This is a genomic window from uncultured Kocuria sp. (assembly GCF_947500125.1).
GTDB lineage: Bacteria > Actinomycetota > Actinomycetes > Actinomycetales > Micrococcaceae > Kocuria.
Window position 1 is genome coordinate 110,058 of record NZ_CANMRA010000011.1, and the last position, 14,887, is coordinate 124,944.

At 73.8% G+C, this 14,887-nt stretch carries 13 protein-coding genes and 1 pseudogene; 8 read left to right on the top strand and 6 right to left on the bottom strand.

Annotated elements, in window-relative coordinates; all coding sequences use genetic code 11:
- Positions 1-210: 210 nt before the first annotated feature.
- Positions 211-1,479, top strand: coding sequence for a DUF6882 domain-containing protein (locus Q0817_RS09590; RefSeq protein ID WP_298586330.1), 1,269 nt, complete (start codon positions 211-213; stop codon positions 1,477-1,479).
- 21 nt (positions 1,480-1,500) lie between these two features.
- Entirely contained in the window at positions 1,501-2,433 is a 933-nt protein-coding gene (gene rarD, locus Q0817_RS09595) for an EamA family transporter RarD (protein ID WP_298586334.1), read from the top strand.
- A gap of 107 nt (positions 2,434-2,540) precedes the next feature.
- Here the strand turns inward: rarD and Q0817_RS09600 are convergent, their stop codons facing one another.
- The 5 genes from Q0817_RS09600 to Q0817_RS09620 form a co-directional block, all read right to left on the bottom strand.
- Positions 2,541-2,690 (bottom strand): methionine/alanine import family NSS transporter small subunit, encoded by a 150-nt coding sequence (locus Q0817_RS09600; protein WP_082696875.1) that lies wholly within the window; start codon positions 2,688-2,690, stop codon positions 2,541-2,543.
- Positions 2,687-4,462: a sodium-dependent transporter gene (locus Q0817_RS09605; RefSeq protein WP_298586343.1), complete on the bottom strand. Its 1,776-nt coding sequence runs from the start codon at positions 4,460-4,462 to the stop codon at positions 2,687-2,689. Before Q0817_RS09605 ends, Q0817_RS09600 begins: the two co-directional genes overlap by 4 nt.
- Positions 4,463-4,571: 109 nt before the next feature.
- A complete protein-coding gene (locus tag Q0817_RS09610; protein ID WP_298586377.1) occupies positions 4,572-5,579 on the bottom strand; it encodes a polyprenyl synthetase family protein in 1,008 nt (335 codons plus the stop codon).
- Between the two features lie 71 nt (positions 5,580-5,650).
- Positions 5,651-6,946 (bottom strand): geranylgeranyl reductase family protein, encoded by a 1,296-nt coding sequence (locus tag Q0817_RS09615; RefSeq protein WP_298586346.1) that lies wholly within the window; start codon positions 6,944-6,946, stop codon positions 5,651-5,653.
- Positions 6,943-7,656, bottom strand: a complete 714-nt coding sequence (locus tag Q0817_RS09620; RefSeq protein WP_298586349.1) for a demethylmenaquinone methyltransferase — start codon at positions 7,654-7,656, stop codon at positions 6,943-6,945. The genes Q0817_RS09615 and Q0817_RS09620 overlap by 4 nt, the downstream gene beginning before the upstream one ends.
- A gap of 177 nt (positions 7,657-7,833) precedes the next feature.
- Between Q0817_RS09620 and Q0817_RS09625 the strand changes: the two genes are divergently transcribed.
- From Q0817_RS09625 to Q0817_RS09645, 5 genes are all read left to right on the top strand, one after another.
- The gene (locus Q0817_RS09625) at positions 7,834-9,297 is read left to right on the top strand and encodes an isochorismate synthase MenF (RefSeq protein WP_298586354.1); all 1,464 of its coding nucleotides are present in this window, start codon (positions 7,834-7,836) and stop codon (positions 9,295-9,297) included.
- A gap of 124 nt (positions 9,298-9,421) precedes the next feature.
- On the top strand, positions 9,422-10,267 hold the full coding sequence (locus Q0817_RS09630) for an ABC transporter substrate-binding protein (RefSeq protein WP_298586357.1): 846 nt from the start codon (positions 9,422-9,424) through the stop codon (positions 10,265-10,267).
- 77 nt (positions 10,268-10,344) lie between these two features.
- Positions 10,345-11,139: an amino acid ABC transporter permease gene (locus Q0817_RS09635; protein WP_298586360.1), complete on the top strand. Its 795-nt coding sequence runs from the start codon at positions 10,345-10,347 to the stop codon at positions 11,137-11,139.
- A gap of 97 nt (positions 11,140-11,236) precedes the next feature.
- Positions 11,237-11,971: an amino acid ABC transporter ATP-binding protein gene (locus Q0817_RS09640; protein WP_298586380.1), complete on the top strand. Its 735-nt coding sequence runs from the start codon at positions 11,237-11,239 to the stop codon at positions 11,969-11,971.
- Between the two features lie 237 nt (positions 11,972-12,208).
- Positions 12,209-13,600, top strand: a complete 1,392-nt coding sequence (locus Q0817_RS09645; RefSeq protein ID WP_298586364.1) for an aromatic acid/H+ symport family MFS transporter — start codon at positions 12,209-12,211, stop codon at positions 13,598-13,600.
- Positions 13,601-13,694: 94 nt separating this feature from the next.
- Here the strand turns inward: Q0817_RS09645 and Q0817_RS09650 are convergent, their stop codons facing one another.
- The gene (locus Q0817_RS09650) at positions 13,695-14,648 is read right to left on the bottom strand and encodes a thiamine pyrophosphate-dependent enzyme (protein ID WP_298586368.1); all 954 of its coding nucleotides are present in this window, start codon (positions 14,646-14,648) and stop codon (positions 13,695-13,697) included.
- Positions 14,649-14,665: 17 nt separating this feature from the next.
- Between Q0817_RS09650 and Q0817_RS09655 the strand changes: the two are divergent.
- A pseudogene (locus Q0817_RS09655) lies at positions 14,666-14,887 on the top strand (hypothetical protein); the annotation flags it as partial.

Below are 14,887 nucleotides of genomic sequence, written 5' to 3' on the forward strand. Positions count from 1 at the left end.
CCCGCGAGGGGGCCTGCTCGGATCGTGGTGGTCACGGGACGGGCGCGGGGCCCGACGCGGCGTGGCCGAGCCCCGGGGGCCTCGCCCCCACCCTACCCAAGCGGCCCCCGGCCGCCCGCGGGCGGAGCAGCCGTGCGGGGCGGGCGCCGACCCACCGGGCGGCGCCCGCAGTGACGCTCCTGCGTCCGCGATGGTTGCTAGCCTGGACGCATGACGAAAACGCTGCAGGACCTGATCGACGAGTCGATCTTCATCTCCACCGAGTACCAGGCCAGGCTGGCCGAGCTGACCCAGGGCGCCGGGTGGGACGTCGACTTCGCCGCGCCGGCGTTCACCCTGCAGACCGAGCCCCCAGTGACCCTGACCCCCTTCCTGCTGGGCACCGAGTCCGCCTCCCGCGGGTCCTGGATCTGGTCCTGGCAGGAGCTGGGCCACTTCCCGGCCGAGGTCGTCTCCGCCGCGGTGCAGTCCCGCGAGGCCGGAGAGCGGCTGGGCGTGGACGAGCTGTCCACCGACGAGCTGCCCGTGGCGGAGGGCCTGGCCCGCCGGCTGACCCTGGCGGCCAAGGCGGTCACGGGCGTGTACGCGCACTACCCCGCGGGCGCGGGCGGCGGGGTCACCGCGTGGCTGCTGCTGGACGGCCCCGAGTTCGAGCTGCCCGAGCTCACCGTGGAGCGGATGATGCGGGTCATCGCCGAGGCGCTGACCACGGACACCGCGGTGGACCACAACCTCGCCGTCGACTCCTACGCCAAGCTGCGCGGCGCCCACGTCGAGTGGGACACCGAGGCCACGTGCGTGGTCACCGTCCGGGACGGCGCCCAGCGGTTCTGGTTCGACGACCACCAGATCTCCGGCGTCGAGCCCGCCGAGCCGGCTGTGGGCCCCGAGGTCCTGACGGACCTGGCGGCCGACGCCCGGGCCCGCGCCGCCACCCTGCGCGAGGACCGGGCCGCCGCCGAGGCCACGGCCGCCCGGCAGGAGGCCGAGCCGCGGCCCGCCGCGGCTCCCGCGCAGACCCCGGTCCCCGAGGAGGTCCCGCAGGAGCAGCCGGAGCCCATCGAGGTGCCCGAGTTCGTCGAGACGGAGCACGTGCAGGAGCAGCCCGAGCCGGTCGAGGAGCCCGCCGAGCAGCCTCGGGAGGCCGAGGAGCCGGTCGCCGCGCACGCGGGTGCCGCCGACGCCGATCTCCCGTTCGACCAGGAGCCCTCGGACCGGGACGTGCGCCCGGGCCGCGTGAGCACCACGGTGGTGCCCGGCCGCGAGCCCGTCCGCCCGGCCGCCGAGGAGGCGCCCGAGCCCGCCGCCGCGCAGCACCGCGAGCCCGTCGCGGAACCCGAGGTCGAGCGCGAGGTCGTGGCCGGCCCCGGCGCCCCGGGCAGCGCCGGGACGGAGCCCGTGGTGGAGGGCGAGGAGACCGCCGAGGAGGAGCAGGGCGAGCGGAAGAAGGGCTTCTTCAGCCGATTCTTCGGCCTCTGATCCCCGGCGGTACCCTCGAGCGTGACCGCATACAACACCGCGCCCGGCCCGGATCCCGACGAGCAGTCGAGGACCCGGGCCGGTGTGCTGTCCGGATTCGCCGCCTACGGGATCTGGGGTCTGCTGCCGCTGTACTTCGTGGCCCTGGAGCCGGCCACACCGGTGGAGATCGTCGCGCTGCGCGTGATCTTCTCCCTCGTCTTCTGCCTGGCGCTGCTGGCGCTCACGGGCGGGCTGCACCCGCTGGGCCGGGCGCTGCGCTCCCCCCGCACCCTCGGGGCCCTGGCCGTGGCCGGTCTGCTGATCGGGGCCAACTGGCTGCTCTACACGGTCGCGACGACCACGGGGAACACCCTGGAGGCGTCCCTCGGCTACTTCATCAACCCGCTCGTGGCCATCCTGCTGGGCGTGGTCGTGCTGCGGGAGCGGATGCGGGCCCTGCAGTGGACGGCCGTGGGGATCGGTTTCGTCGCGGTCGTGGTGATGGCCGCCTTCTACGGTCGGGTGCCGTGGCTCTCCCTGGGCCTGGCCTTCTCCTTCGGCTTCTACGGTCTCGTGAAGAACCGGATGGGCGGGTCCTACCCGGCGATCGTGACCCTGACCGTCGAGACGATGGCGCTGACCCCGCTGGCCGCGCTGGTCGTGACGGTGCTCGGGGCGGACGGGCGGCTGACGCTGGGCACCGAGGGCACGGGTCATCTCCTGCTGATGCTGTCCTCGGGCGTGATCACGGCCGTGCCGCTGATCCTGTTCGGGGTCGCCGCGACCCGTCTGCCGCTGAGCACCGTGGGCATGATCCAGTACGTGGCGCCCATCGGGCAGTTCCTGCTGGCCGTGCTCGTGTTCGGCGAGCAGATGCCCCTGGAGCGCTGGATCAGCTTCTGCTTCGTGTGGCTCGCGGTGCTGCTGCTCGTGCTGGACGCGGTGCGCGCCCCGCGGGTCCGCCGCGCCTGAGCCCCGCACGGGTGCCGGGCGGGTGCAGTGCCCCCGGCGCGCAGGAGGCCCCCGGCGCCGCGCGGCGCCGGGGGCCTCCTGCCGTCCCGTGACGGGCCCGGGACGGATCAGGTGGTGCGGACGTAGTCGTCGCTGCCGAAGCCCTGGTCGTTCTCGTCGACCTCCGGCGTGCGCCGGAGGTGGAGCACGGCGGCGATGAAGCCGCCCCACACCGTGCACACGGCGACGACGAGCATGATGATGGCGGGAGTGGTCATCGGGGGTCCTCCTGGGATCCGGTGGTGCTGGACGGGGCGTCCGAGCTCCAGGGCGCCCGGCCGGTCCCCTCGGCGGGGACCTCCGCGTGCCGGCCCGTGGAGCCGGCCGGGCCCTCGGCGAGGGCCCGGTAGGAGAAGTCCTGGTCGAGGGCCGGGGTGCGCAGGGCGGTGTCCGACCAGCGCGAGAGCGGCTGGCCGCCCTGCAGGCGGCGCCGGTCCACGGACGCGTCGACGATGGCCGGGGACGGGCTGAGGTCCGAGGCCGCCGACCCGGCCGGCCACGGCAGCCGGGAGAGCAGCAGCGCGACGACGACGATCGCGAGGGCCGTGCCCCAGCCGAACGTGTTGACGAACCACGCGGGCATCTCGCCGTAGCCCTCCGCCAGGGTGCTGGTGAGCGTGTTGATGAGGATGTAGCCCAGCATGATCGGGGTGATCCCGCCGACCACGACCATCCAGGTGCGGCCCAGCTTGACGGAGGACACCGAGTTGAGGTGGTCCCGCAGCGTGGGCAGCGCGGAGAAGCCGGCCGTGAGCAGCATGATGGACACCAGCGCCGCGGCGACGATGCCGAACTGGTTCACGAAGTTGTCGGTGACGTCCAGCAGGTTCAGCCCCGTGGTGGTGGTGAACAGGGCCAGGGAGACCAGCGCCATGGGCACCACGACGGCCACCACCGCGGTGCGCCGGCGCAGGCCGAGCTTGTCCTGGGCGGCCGCCACGACGACCTCGACGATCGACACGAGCGAGGTGAAGCCCGCGAAGGTGAGGGTCGCGAAGAAGAGCACGCCGATGAGCGTGCCGAGCGGCGCCTGGGAGATGATCGTCGGGAACGCGATGAACGCCAGGCCGATGCCCGAGGTGGCGACCTCGTCCACGCCCACGCCGGAGACCCCGGCCATGAAGCCCAGCGCCGCGAACACGCCGATGCCGGCGAGGATCTCGAAGCTGGAGTTGCCGAAGCCCACCACGAGTCCGGAGCCGGTGAGATCGGTCTTCGGCTTGAGGTAGGACGAGTAGGTGATCATGATGCCGAAGCCGACCGAGAGCGAGAAGAAGATCTGGCCGTAGGCGGCGACCCACACGGCGCTGTCGGTGAGCGCCGCCCAGTCGGGCGTGAAGAAGGCGTTGAGCCCGTCGGTGGCGCCCGGCAGCGTGAGGGCGATGACCACGATGGTGAGGAACATCAGCACCAGCAGCGGGATCAGCACGAGGTTGACCCGGCCGATGCCCTTCGCCACGCCCAGCAGGAGCACCACGAGCAGCGCGATCCAGGCGACCGCCGTGACGGCCAGCACGTTCGGGACGAAGTCGAGGCCCACGGTGATCTCCTCGGAGCTCTGCAGGACCTCCGAGAGGAAGAACGTGCCGGGGTCGTCGCCCCAGGCCTTGCCGAACGAGAAGTAGGTGTACAGCATCGCCCAGCCGAGGATGACGGCGTAGTAGACCGCGATCACGAAGCTGATGCCCATCTGCCACCAGCCGATCCACTCGGTCTTGGGGTGCAGGCGGCGGTAGGCCAGCGGCGCCGAGGCGCGGAAGCGGTGCCCGATGCCGTACTCGAGCATCAGCAGCGGCAGACCCGCCGTGAGCAGCGCGACGAGGTACGGGATCAGGAACGCCCCGCCGCCGTTCTCGTAGGCGATGTAGGGGAAGCGCCAGATGTTGCCGAGGCCGACGGCGGAGCCGATCGCGGCCAGGATGAAGACCGTGCGGCTGGAGAACGCCTCGCGTGGCGCGGCGGCACGGCCGGGTGGGGACTGTGGGGTCATGGTCGTCCTCGGGTGCGGGAAGTGGTCTGCGGACGGCTACAGGCTAGCCCGTGGGACCGCGGGAACCACACCCGGCGCGGTGGGCCGGGGCGCACGTGGCGGGGCCGGCTCAGGCCTCTCGGTGCACGACGGCGTGGGCGAAGGCCACGAGCGCGCGCTTGGCCACCGTGTCCGGCAGCGGGTCGAGCGACGCGATGGCCTCGTCGGCCCACTGCCGGGCGATCCGCCACGCCTCCTCGGTGGCCCGGTGGCCGGAGACCGCGGCCACGGCCCGGGCCAGGGCCTCGTCCGAGGTGAGGTCGGAGTCGAGGTGCTCGAGGACGCGCACCGCCTCGGCGTCGCCCTCCCCCGCCATCCGGCGCAGGATGAGCACGGGCAGGGTGGGCACTCCCTCGCGGAGATCGGTGCCGGGCGACTTCCCGGAGACCTCGTCCTCGCCGGTCACGTCGATCACGTCGTCGGCGAGCTGGAAGGCGATGCCGACCTTCTCCCCGTACTCGACCATGACGTCCACGACGTCCTGCTCGGCCCCGGCCAGGACCGCGCCGAAGTGCCCGCACGCCGCGATGAGGGAGCCGGTCTTGCCCGCGAGGACGTCGAGGTAGTGCTCCAGCGGGTCCTGCCCGTCGCGCGGGCCGACCGTCTCGTGCAGCTGGCCGAGCACGAGCCGCTCGAACGTGTCCGCCTGGATCTTGAGGGCGCGCTGGCCGAGCTCGGAGACCATCGACGAGGCGCGGGCGAAGATGAGGTCGCCGGTGAGGATGGCCACCGAGTTCCCCCACACGGTCTGGGCGGTCGCGACACCGCGGCGCAGCGGCGCGGAGTCCATGACGTCGTCGTGGTAGAGGGTGGCCAGGTGGGTGAGCTCGACGACGGCCGCGGACTCGAGGACGGCGTCGTTGATGCCGCCGCCGATCTCCCCGGCCAGCACGGTCAGCAGGGGCCGCACGCGCTTGCCGCCGGCCTGGAGCAGGTGGCGCGAGGTGACGTCGGCCAGGTGGTCGGCGCTGCGCACCGCCTCGTCCAGCCGCTCCTCGATCCGGGCGAGCGAGCCCAGCACGACCGGGCCCAGCCGGTCGTCGGACGCGATGAGGTCGAAGCCGGCGGGCAGCTTCACCTGATCGGTGCCGAGGCCCGTGGCGGGGCTGTCGGCGCTCGAGGAGGAGGTTTCAGTCACGGTCCACCACTCTAGCGAGTTTTCGGGGGGCGGGTGTTGCCGGTCGCGGGCGTGAGGCCGTCCAGGAGGGAGACCACGCGGTCCTCCCACGTGGTGGCGGGGCGGTCGGAGAGCTCCGTCATGACCCGGACCACGAAGCGCATCAGCGCGGGCACGGCCATGCCGGTGCGCACGGCGGCCTTCATCACGGCGGGGCTGCCGATGAGCTGGGCCAGGACCCGGCCCTGCGTGAAGTGGGCGCCCCACTCCTGCCGGACCCGGTCGGGGTAGCCGGCGAGCACGAGCTCCCGCTGGGCCGGGCCGTTGGCGGCCGCGGCCGCCACGACGTGCTCGGCGGCGTAGCGGGCGGACTCCATGGCGTTGGAGATGCCCTCCCCGTTGAACGGGGAGACGAGGCCCGCGGCGTCGCCCAGCAGGAGCATCCCCGGCACGTGGTGCGGCGTGCGGTTGAAGGCCATCGGCAGGGCCGCGCCGAGCACGCGGCCGCGGCGGTGCTCGGCGTCGAACGTCCACTCGGCGGGCATGGACGCGGTCCAGTCGGCGAGCACCTTCCGGTAGTCCAGGGCCCCGAACGCCGGGGAGGTGTCCAGGATCCCGAGCCCCACGTTGGCCGTGCCGTCGCCGACGCCGAAGACCCAGCCGTAGCCGGGCAGCAGCGCCCGGTCCGGGTCGGTGCCGTCGGTGAGCTCGAGCCAGCCCTCCATCCAGTCCAGGTCCGAGCGCGGGGACTCGTAGTAGGCGCGCACCGCCACCCCCATCGGCCGGTCGTCCCGCTTGTGCAGCCCGGCGGACACGGCGGTGCGGGAGGAGTTGCCGTCGGCGGCGAGCACGACGTCGGCGCGGTGCTCCTCCGTCTCTCCGGTGCGCCGCCCGGCGGCGTCGAGGACGTTGGCGCGGGCGCCGACGACCCGGCCGGCGCCGTCGCGCAGCACCCCGGTCACGGCCCGGCGCTCGAGCACCCGGGCCCCGGCGCCGCGGGCGTGCCCGGCCAGCTGCTCGTCGAAGCCCATTCGGGTGCGCACGAGCCCGTAGGAGGGGAAGTCGCTCAGCTCGGGCCACGGCACCTCGACGCTGCGCTCCCGGGCGACGAGCCGCAGGCCCCGGTTGCGGGCGTAGCCGTGCTCGGGCCCGTGCGGGAGGCCCATGAGCCGCATCTCGCGCACGGCGCGGGGGGTCAGCCCGTCGCCGCAGACCTTCTCGCGCGGGAACGCGGTCTTCTCCAGGACGGTGACCTCGATCCCGTGCGCCGCGAGCCAGTACCCGGCCGTGGCGCCGGCCGGGCCGGCGCCGAGGACGAGGGCCCTCATCGGGCGGCGGCGTCCGCGGCGGGCTTGACGGCCCGGTGCACCGCCACGATGCCGCCGGTGAGGTTGCGGTACTGCACACCGGTCCAGCCGGCCGCGAGGATCTCGGCGGCGAGGTCCTCCTGGTCCGGCCACGCGGCGATGGACTCGGCGAGGTACCGGTAGGCCTCCGGGTTGGACGCCGCGCGCGCGGCGATCCCGGGCAGCGCCTTCATGAGGTACTCCGTGTAGACGGTGCGCAGCGGGGCCGCCGTGGGGGTCGAGAACTCGCAGATCACGAGCCGGCCGCCCGGCCGGGTGACCCGCAGCATCTCGGCGAGCGCGCGGCGGAAGTCCTGGATGTTGCGCAGCCCGAAGGAGATCGTCACGGCGTCGAAGGAGGAGTCGGCGAACGGCAGCTGCGTGGCGTCCGCCTGGACGAACTCGATGTCGGGGCGGCGGGCCCGGCCGACCTCGAGCATCCCGAGCGAGAGGTCCGCGGCCACGACGTCGACCCCGGCGTCCGCGTACGGCTCGGACGAGGTCCCGGTCCCGGCCGCGAGGTCGAGGACCTTCTCCCCCGGAACGGCGCCGACGGCCTCCGCGACGACCTTGCGCCATCCGCGGGTCCGCCCCAGCGAGAGGATGTCGTTGACGAGGTCGTAGCGCGGCGCCACGTCGTCGAACATGGCGGAGACTTCGTGCGGCTGCTTGGACAGGTCTGCTCGGTTCACCCGGTCATTGTCGCACCTCGCTCCGACGCCCCCGCCCGGGCGCCCTCCCCCGGCACCTTCCCCGGGCAGCTTCCCCGGGCACGCTTCCCGGCCACCTTCCCTGGGGCCCTTCCCCCGGACCCTTCCTGCGGCAGCCGGGCCCGGGGCTGTCCGGCGGGCGGCTTAGACTGGTGGGCGATGTCTTCCACCGACCCCGCAGCCGAGCCCGCCGCCGCCCCGCCGGTCCCCGTGCTGCACGCCCTCACGGTGCCGCTGTCCGCGCTGGGCGCGGAACCCGCGGCCGTCCCGGACCTGCGGGAGCTGCTGGTCGGGCCGGACCTGCTCACCTGGACGGTGGACGGGCGCGGGCTCGTGGCCTGGGGCCGGGCCGCCGAGCACACGGTGCGCGGCGCCGACCGGTTCACGGCCGCGCGCGTGTGGTGGGACGACGTGGTGGCCGCCGCCGTGGTCGAGGACCGCGTGGGCGTGCCCGGCACCGGGCTCGCGGCCTTCGGCGCCTTCACGTTCGCGACCGCCTCCGCCGTGGACTCCGGGCTCGTGGTCCCGGAGCTGCTCGTGGGCCGCCGGGAGGACGTCGCGTGGGCGAGCCTCGTGGTGGCCGTGGCCCCGGGGACCCCCTTCGCGCTGAGCACCGACGACGTCGCGGCCGCCTGGCTGCGCCGTGTCGGCTCCGCCCCCGGCCGCGCGCCCGCCGGCGGCGACCGGCCCGCGGCGCCCGCGGTGGTCCGGCTGTCCTCCGGCACGCTGGGCGAGCACGAGTGGACGGAGGCCGTGCGCGACGGCGTGGAGCGGATCCGCGCAGGCCGGATGGACAAGCTCGTCCTCGCCCGGGACGTCGTGGCGCGCACGGACGCCCCGCTGGACGCCGTGGCCGTGGTCCGGGACCTCGCCCGGCGCTACGAGCAGTGCTGGACGTACTGCGTGGGCTTCGGCGGGGCCCCCTCGGGCGCGGGCCGGCTGATGGGCGCCACCCCCGAGATGCTGGTGCGGGTCCTCGACGGCGTCGCCCACGCCCGCGTGCTCGCGGGCACCCTGGACCGGGACGCCGCGCCCCCGGACGAGGACCCGCACGAGTACGCCGCGCGGGTGCTCGGCGAGTCGGAGAAGCAGCAGCACGAGCACGGGTTCGCGATCGACTCCCTCGAGGCGTCGCTGGCCCCCTACACCGACGCCGTCACGACCTCGCCGGAACCGTTCATCCTCGAGCTGCCCAACGTGTGGCACCTCGCCTCGGACGTCACCGCCGCGCTGCGGCCGGGCCCGGCCGGGGACCCGCCCTCCTCCCTCGAGCTCGCCGAGGCCCTGCACCCCACCGCCGCGGTCTGCGGGACGCCCACGGCCGTGGCCGCCGCCACGATCCCGGAGCTGGAGCAGATGGACCGGGGACTGTACGCGGGCCCCGTCGGCTGGCTCGACGCGGCCGGCAACGGGGACTGGGGCATCGCCCTGCGCGGGGCGGTGCAGGAGGACGAGCGCACCGTGCGGCTCTACGCGGGGTGCGGCATCGTGGCCGCCTCCGACCCCGAGTCCGAGCTGGCCGAGACCTGGGCGAAGCTGCGCCCCATGCTCCAGGCCCTGGGGCAGCGGGCCGCCGGGGCGCCGGAGCGCCTCGTGCCGGCCCCGGGCCTGTCCGCCGGCTGAGCCGGCACGGGCAACGCACCGTATCCTGGTGCCCGAACACGGTCGGGGCCACCGCCCCGCGGGGCCGGCTCCGTGACCGGTCCGACCGTGCCGACGACCACTGCTCCCACCGGAGGAATCCCGCATGTCCCGTCCGACGACCCGCCCGGCCCGCGCGCACGCCCTGGCGGCGCTGTCCGCGATCACCGCCCTCGCCCTGACCGCCTGCACGTCCGAGAGCCCCTCCGGGGACGCCGCGGACGGCGGCGGGGACACCGCGGGGGCCACCGCGTCCTCGGCCGTGGCCCTGGTGGAGCCCGGCTTCCTCACCGTGTGCTCGGAGTCCAACTACCCGCCGTTCGAGATGGAGGAGGGCGGCGAGATGGTCGGCCTCGACATGGACCTCGGCCGGGAGATCGCGAAGGACCTCGGCGTGGAGATGAAGAACGTCACCCTCGCCTTCGAGTCGATCCAGTCCGGTGCGGCCCTCGAGACCGACCAGTGCGACGTCGCGATCTCCGCCCTGTCCATCACCGAGGATCGGCGGACGGTGATGGACTTCTCCGACCCCTACTACGACAACGAGGTCGGCCTCGTGACCGACGGCGAGGACGGGGTCGACTCCATCGCCGCCGCCCGCGAGCAGCAGGTGCGGGTCGGGGTCATGCAGGGCACGGTCGGCGAGACCCAGGCCCGGGAGCTCGGCCTCAACACCGTCCAGTTCGAGGACGCTACCACGCTGTTCACCGGGTTGAGCACCGGCGGCGTGGACGCGGTGCTCGACGACGTCACGGCGATCGCCCAGCACGCCCAGGACGACCCGGACTTCGTGGTCCAGGAGACCGCCGACCTCGACGACCAGCTCGGCGTGGCCGTGGCGAAGGGCGACGAGGCGATGCTCCGGGAGGTCGACGCCACCCTGGACCGCATCGAGGAGGACGGCACGCTCGAGCAGATCGTCGAGACGTGGATCCCCGTCCAGGAGAACTGACCCGGGGGCCGGTGACCCGCACCCGGGACACCGGCCCCGACACCGTCCTACCCGTACCACCCAGAACGGACCCCTCCATGGCCATGACCATGCACCAGAGAGCACGCCTCTCCCGCGGCATCCAGTACGCCGTCCTGATCCTCGTCGCCCTCGCGCTGATCGCGCTCGCGGACTGGCCGCTGCTGATCGACAAGGTGTTCAACCCGGAGATCGCGGCCCAGCAGTTCCCCGGCATCCTCGTCGTCGCGCTGAAGAACACCCTCATCTACACGCTCCTCGGCTTCGTGGTCGGCCTCACCGGCGGTGTGGTGCTCGCGCTCATGAAGCTCTCCTCCGTGGCGCCCTACCGGTGGCTGGCCACGCTCTACATCGAGTTCTTCCGCGGCGTCCCCGCCCTGCTGGTCTTCCTCGCCTTCGGCTACGGCATCCCGCTGGCCTTCGGCTTCCGCTTCAACCACTACGTCACGGTCATGATCGCCCTGGGCCTCGTGGCCGCCGCCTACATCGCGGAGTCGCTGCGGGCCGGCCTGCAGGCCGTGCCGAAGGGCCAGTACGAGGCCGCGCGCTCCCTGGGCATGTCCCACGCCCGGGCGATGGTCACGATCGTCATCCCGCAGGCCCTGCGGATCGTGCTGCCGCCGCTGACCAACGAGGTGATCCTGCTGACCAAGGACTCGTCGCTGGTCTACCTGCTGGGCATGGGCGTGGGCCAGTACGAGCTCACCAAGTACGGCCGCGAGGCCATCTCGGGGGCCGGGGCGGGCCTGACCCCCCTGGTGGTCGCCGGCGTCTGCTACCTCATCATCACGGTGCCCCTGGGCATCCTGACCCGCCGCTTCGAGTCCAAGACCGACCGCATGAAGAAGTCCTAGGAGCCTGACTGTGAGCACTGCATCCTCCCCCACTCCCCGGTCCGGGCCCGGCGGCGCCGACGGCCTCGCGGACGCGGCCTCCGTCGTCGTCGAGGGCCTGCACAAGTCCTACGGCTCCCTCGAGGTCCTCAAGGGCATCTCCCTCAGCGTCGGGGCCGGTCAGGTGGTCTGCCTCATCGGCCCCTCCGGCTCCGGCAAGTCCACCCTGCTGCGCTGCGTCAACCTGCTCGAGACCCCCCAGCAGGGCCGGATCACGATCGGTGACTTCGAGGTCACCGACCCCGAGGCCGACGTCGACCGGATGCGCCGGCACGTGGGCATGGTCTTCCAGCAGTTCAACCTGTTCCCCCACCTGAGCGTCCTCGAGAACTGCACCGTGGCCCAGCTCAAGGTGCTCAAGCGGGACAAGGCCGAGGCCCAGCGGATCGCCCGCGGCAACCTGGAGCGCGTGGGCCTGGCCGAGAAGGCGGACAGCTATCCCGACCAGCTCTCCGGCGGGCAGCAGCAGCGCGTGGCCATCGCCCGGGCGCTGTCGATGGACCCGGCCCTCATGCTCTTCGACGAGCCGACCTCCGCCCTGGACCCCGAGACGGTGGGCGACGTCCTCGCCATCATGCGCAACCTCGCCGCCGAGGGCATGACGATGCTCGTGGTCACCCACGAGATGGAGTTCGCCCGCGACGTCGCCGACAAGGTCGTGTTCATGGACGGCGGCGTGGTCGTCGAGGAGGGCCCCGCCGCGGAGCTGATCCGCCATCCGCGGGAGCCGCGCACCCAGGCGTTCCTCTCCCGCGTGCTCAACCCGACCCAGGTGCAGGCGCCGGAGCGCTGACGCCGCGCGGTCCGGGCCCGTCGTCCACGGACGACGGGCCCGGACTCATATCCACAACAGTTCGCATCGGCCCCACAGATATGCCAGCGCACTGAATACCCCCCTGGCGGATCCCTGGGGCATTGCCTCATATGACGCGGATCACAGCTCTGTCAGGCTGGATGCCACCAGGGGAAACACTGACGTCTCCCCTCCTTCCTGCCTTGTCCACGCGCTGCCCAGAGAGGTCCGGGGAACATGACCCAACCACACATCGACATCGCGGAGAACCCGCAGCTCGAGCAGAAGACCGCCCGCTTCGTCGCGTTCGTCATCTGCCTCGCCCTGCTCTTCGACGGCTACGACCTCGTCGTCTACGGCGTGGTCCTGCCGGGCCTGCTCGCCGATCCCACGCAGATCGGGAACCTGGAGCCGGCCGTCGCCGGTCTGGTGGGCTCCTACGCCCTGATCGGCGTGCTCATCGGGTCGCTCGTCTGCGGGGCCGTCGGCGACTTCTTCGGCCGACGCCGGCTGCTGATCACCGGTGTCGCCTGGTTCTCGGTCGGCATGTTCGTCACCGCGCTCACCACCAGCGTGCTCGCCTTCGGGGCGATGCGCTTCCTGACGGGCATCGGCCTCGGTCTCGTGATCGCCACCGCCGGCGCCACCATGGCCGAGTTCGCCCCCGGCGGCCGCCGGCAGTTCTACAACGGGATCGTCTACTCCGGCATCCCGGCGGGCGGCGTGTTCGCCGCCGTCGTGGGCATCGCCCTCCTCTCCGACCTGGGCTGGCGCGGGCTGTTCATGATCGGCGCCCTCCCCCTCGTCCTGCTGGTCCCGCTCATGCTGTGGAAGCTCCCCGAGTCCCCGCGCTGGCTGCTGGCCCGCGGCAGGACCGAGCGGGCCGAGGCCGTCGCGCTCCGGACCGGTGTCCCGCTGATCGAGGAGCAGGTCATCCGGAAGGCCGGCGCCGCCCCGCGCAGGACCGGCTACGCGGCCGTGTTCTCCAAGCAGTTCGCCCTGGCCTCGATCCTGCTGGGCTTCATGTCCTTCTGCGGTCTGCTGCTCACCTACGGGCTCAACACCTGGCTCGCCGTGATCATGAACGGCTACGGCCACAGCCTCAGCCCGCTGTACTTCGTCCTCGTGCTCAACGGGTCCGCGCTGGTCGGCGGTCTCCTGGCCTCCCGTCTCGCGGACCGCACCGGCCCGCAGCGGATGATCGCCACCACGTTCGCCCTGGCCGCGGTGGCCCTGATCCTCATGACGTTCAGCTTCCCGCTGCCGCTGCTGCTCGTCTTCATCGGCGTGGCCGGCGTGGGCACCATCGGCACCCAGGTCCTGGTCTACGGGTTCCAGTCGAACTACTACACCACCAACGCCCGGGCCGCCGGCGTGGCCTTCTGCGCCAGCATGGGCCGGTTCGGCGGGATCTTCGGCCCGATCATCGGCGGCTGGCTCGCCGCGGCGGGCTTCGGCGGCCCCCAGGCGTTCTACGTCTTCGCCGGTGTGGCCCTGCTCGGCGCGCTGGTCACCCTCGTGGTGCCCCACCAGCGGAAGCTGGAGGAGGCCGAGCACCAGGTCGAGGAGCTCGCCGCGCACCACCCGGAGGCCCCCGCCGCCGACACCGCACCCACCGCCCGCGCCTGAACCGCGCGGCACCACGGACGGGCCCCGTCCCCCTCGAGGGGGCGGGGCCCGTCCGTGTGCCCGGCCCCAGGGCGCCGGACGGCGCGCGAGCTCCTCAGCGCTCGTCAGCGGTCCGCGCGGCGGCCTGCTCGGCGGCCTGCGCGACGGCGGCCCGGATCCGGGCGTGCAGGTCCCGCAGGCCGCGCCGGTCCACCACGACCTCGAGGACCGAGCGCCCGCGCACGGGAGCGGTGAGCGCCCGCTCGAGCTCGGCGACGCCCGCCGCGCGCCGGTGGGCCACGCCGTAGCCGGCGCACAGCGCGTCGAGACGGGCCTCGTGCGGGGTGCCGAAGAACCGCTCCACGACCTCCCGGTACTCCTCCTGCTCCCCCACCGCGCCGTGCTCGAGGGTCGTGAAGATCCCCCCGCCGCCGTCGTTGAGGACCACCAGCTGCAGATCGGGCTCGCGCTCGCCCGGGCCCAGCAGCAGGGACGAGACGTCGTGCAGGAACGTCAGGTCGCCCAGCAGGGCACGGACCGGCCGGCCGGCGCCGAGCGCCGCGCCGGTGGCCGTGGCCACCGTCCCGTCGATCCCGGCGAGCCCCCGGTTGGCGAGCACCAGCGGGGACCCGGGACCGGGCCGGGCGGCGAGGTCCAGGTCGCGCACCGGGTTGGAGGAGCCGGCCACCAGCACGGCCCCGTCCCGCCGGCAGGCCTCCCACACGGCCGCGGCCACCGCCGGGCCCGTCGCCCGCGCCGTCGTCCCGGCGGAGAGCAGCCGCGCGACGGCGTCGTCCGCGGCGGCGCCCGCCTCCTGCCAGGCCTCCGCCCAGCCGGGCGCGGCCCGGCCGGTGAAGGCGGCCGCCTCGGCCCAGCTCGTGAGCACCCGCTCGCGGCGCCGCCCGGGCTCGTACCAGGCCACGGGCGCCGGCCGCACGGCCGCGGTGGCCACGTCCTCCCGGGCGAGCAGGGCCCCGACCGGGCGGGAGAGCGTGGGCCGGCCCACCAGCAGGACGCGCTCGATCCGCCGGCCCAGCGGGGACTCCAGGAGCAGCCGGTAGGCCCCCACGGCGTGCGGTCCGCGCCGTGCGTTGGACGAGGGCTCCGCGAGCAGCGGCAGCCCGCAGGCCTCGGCGAAGCGGGCCGCGTCCGGCCCGGCGCCGGGCCCCCGTCAACACCCGCGAGGTCTCCCAGGTCCGCAAGCTCACCGCGGACTCCGTCGAGGTCGCCGTCGCGGTGCCCCCGGAGCTCGTGGACGACTACGACTACCTGCCCGGCCAGTACGTGGCGCTGCGCGCCCGGATCGAC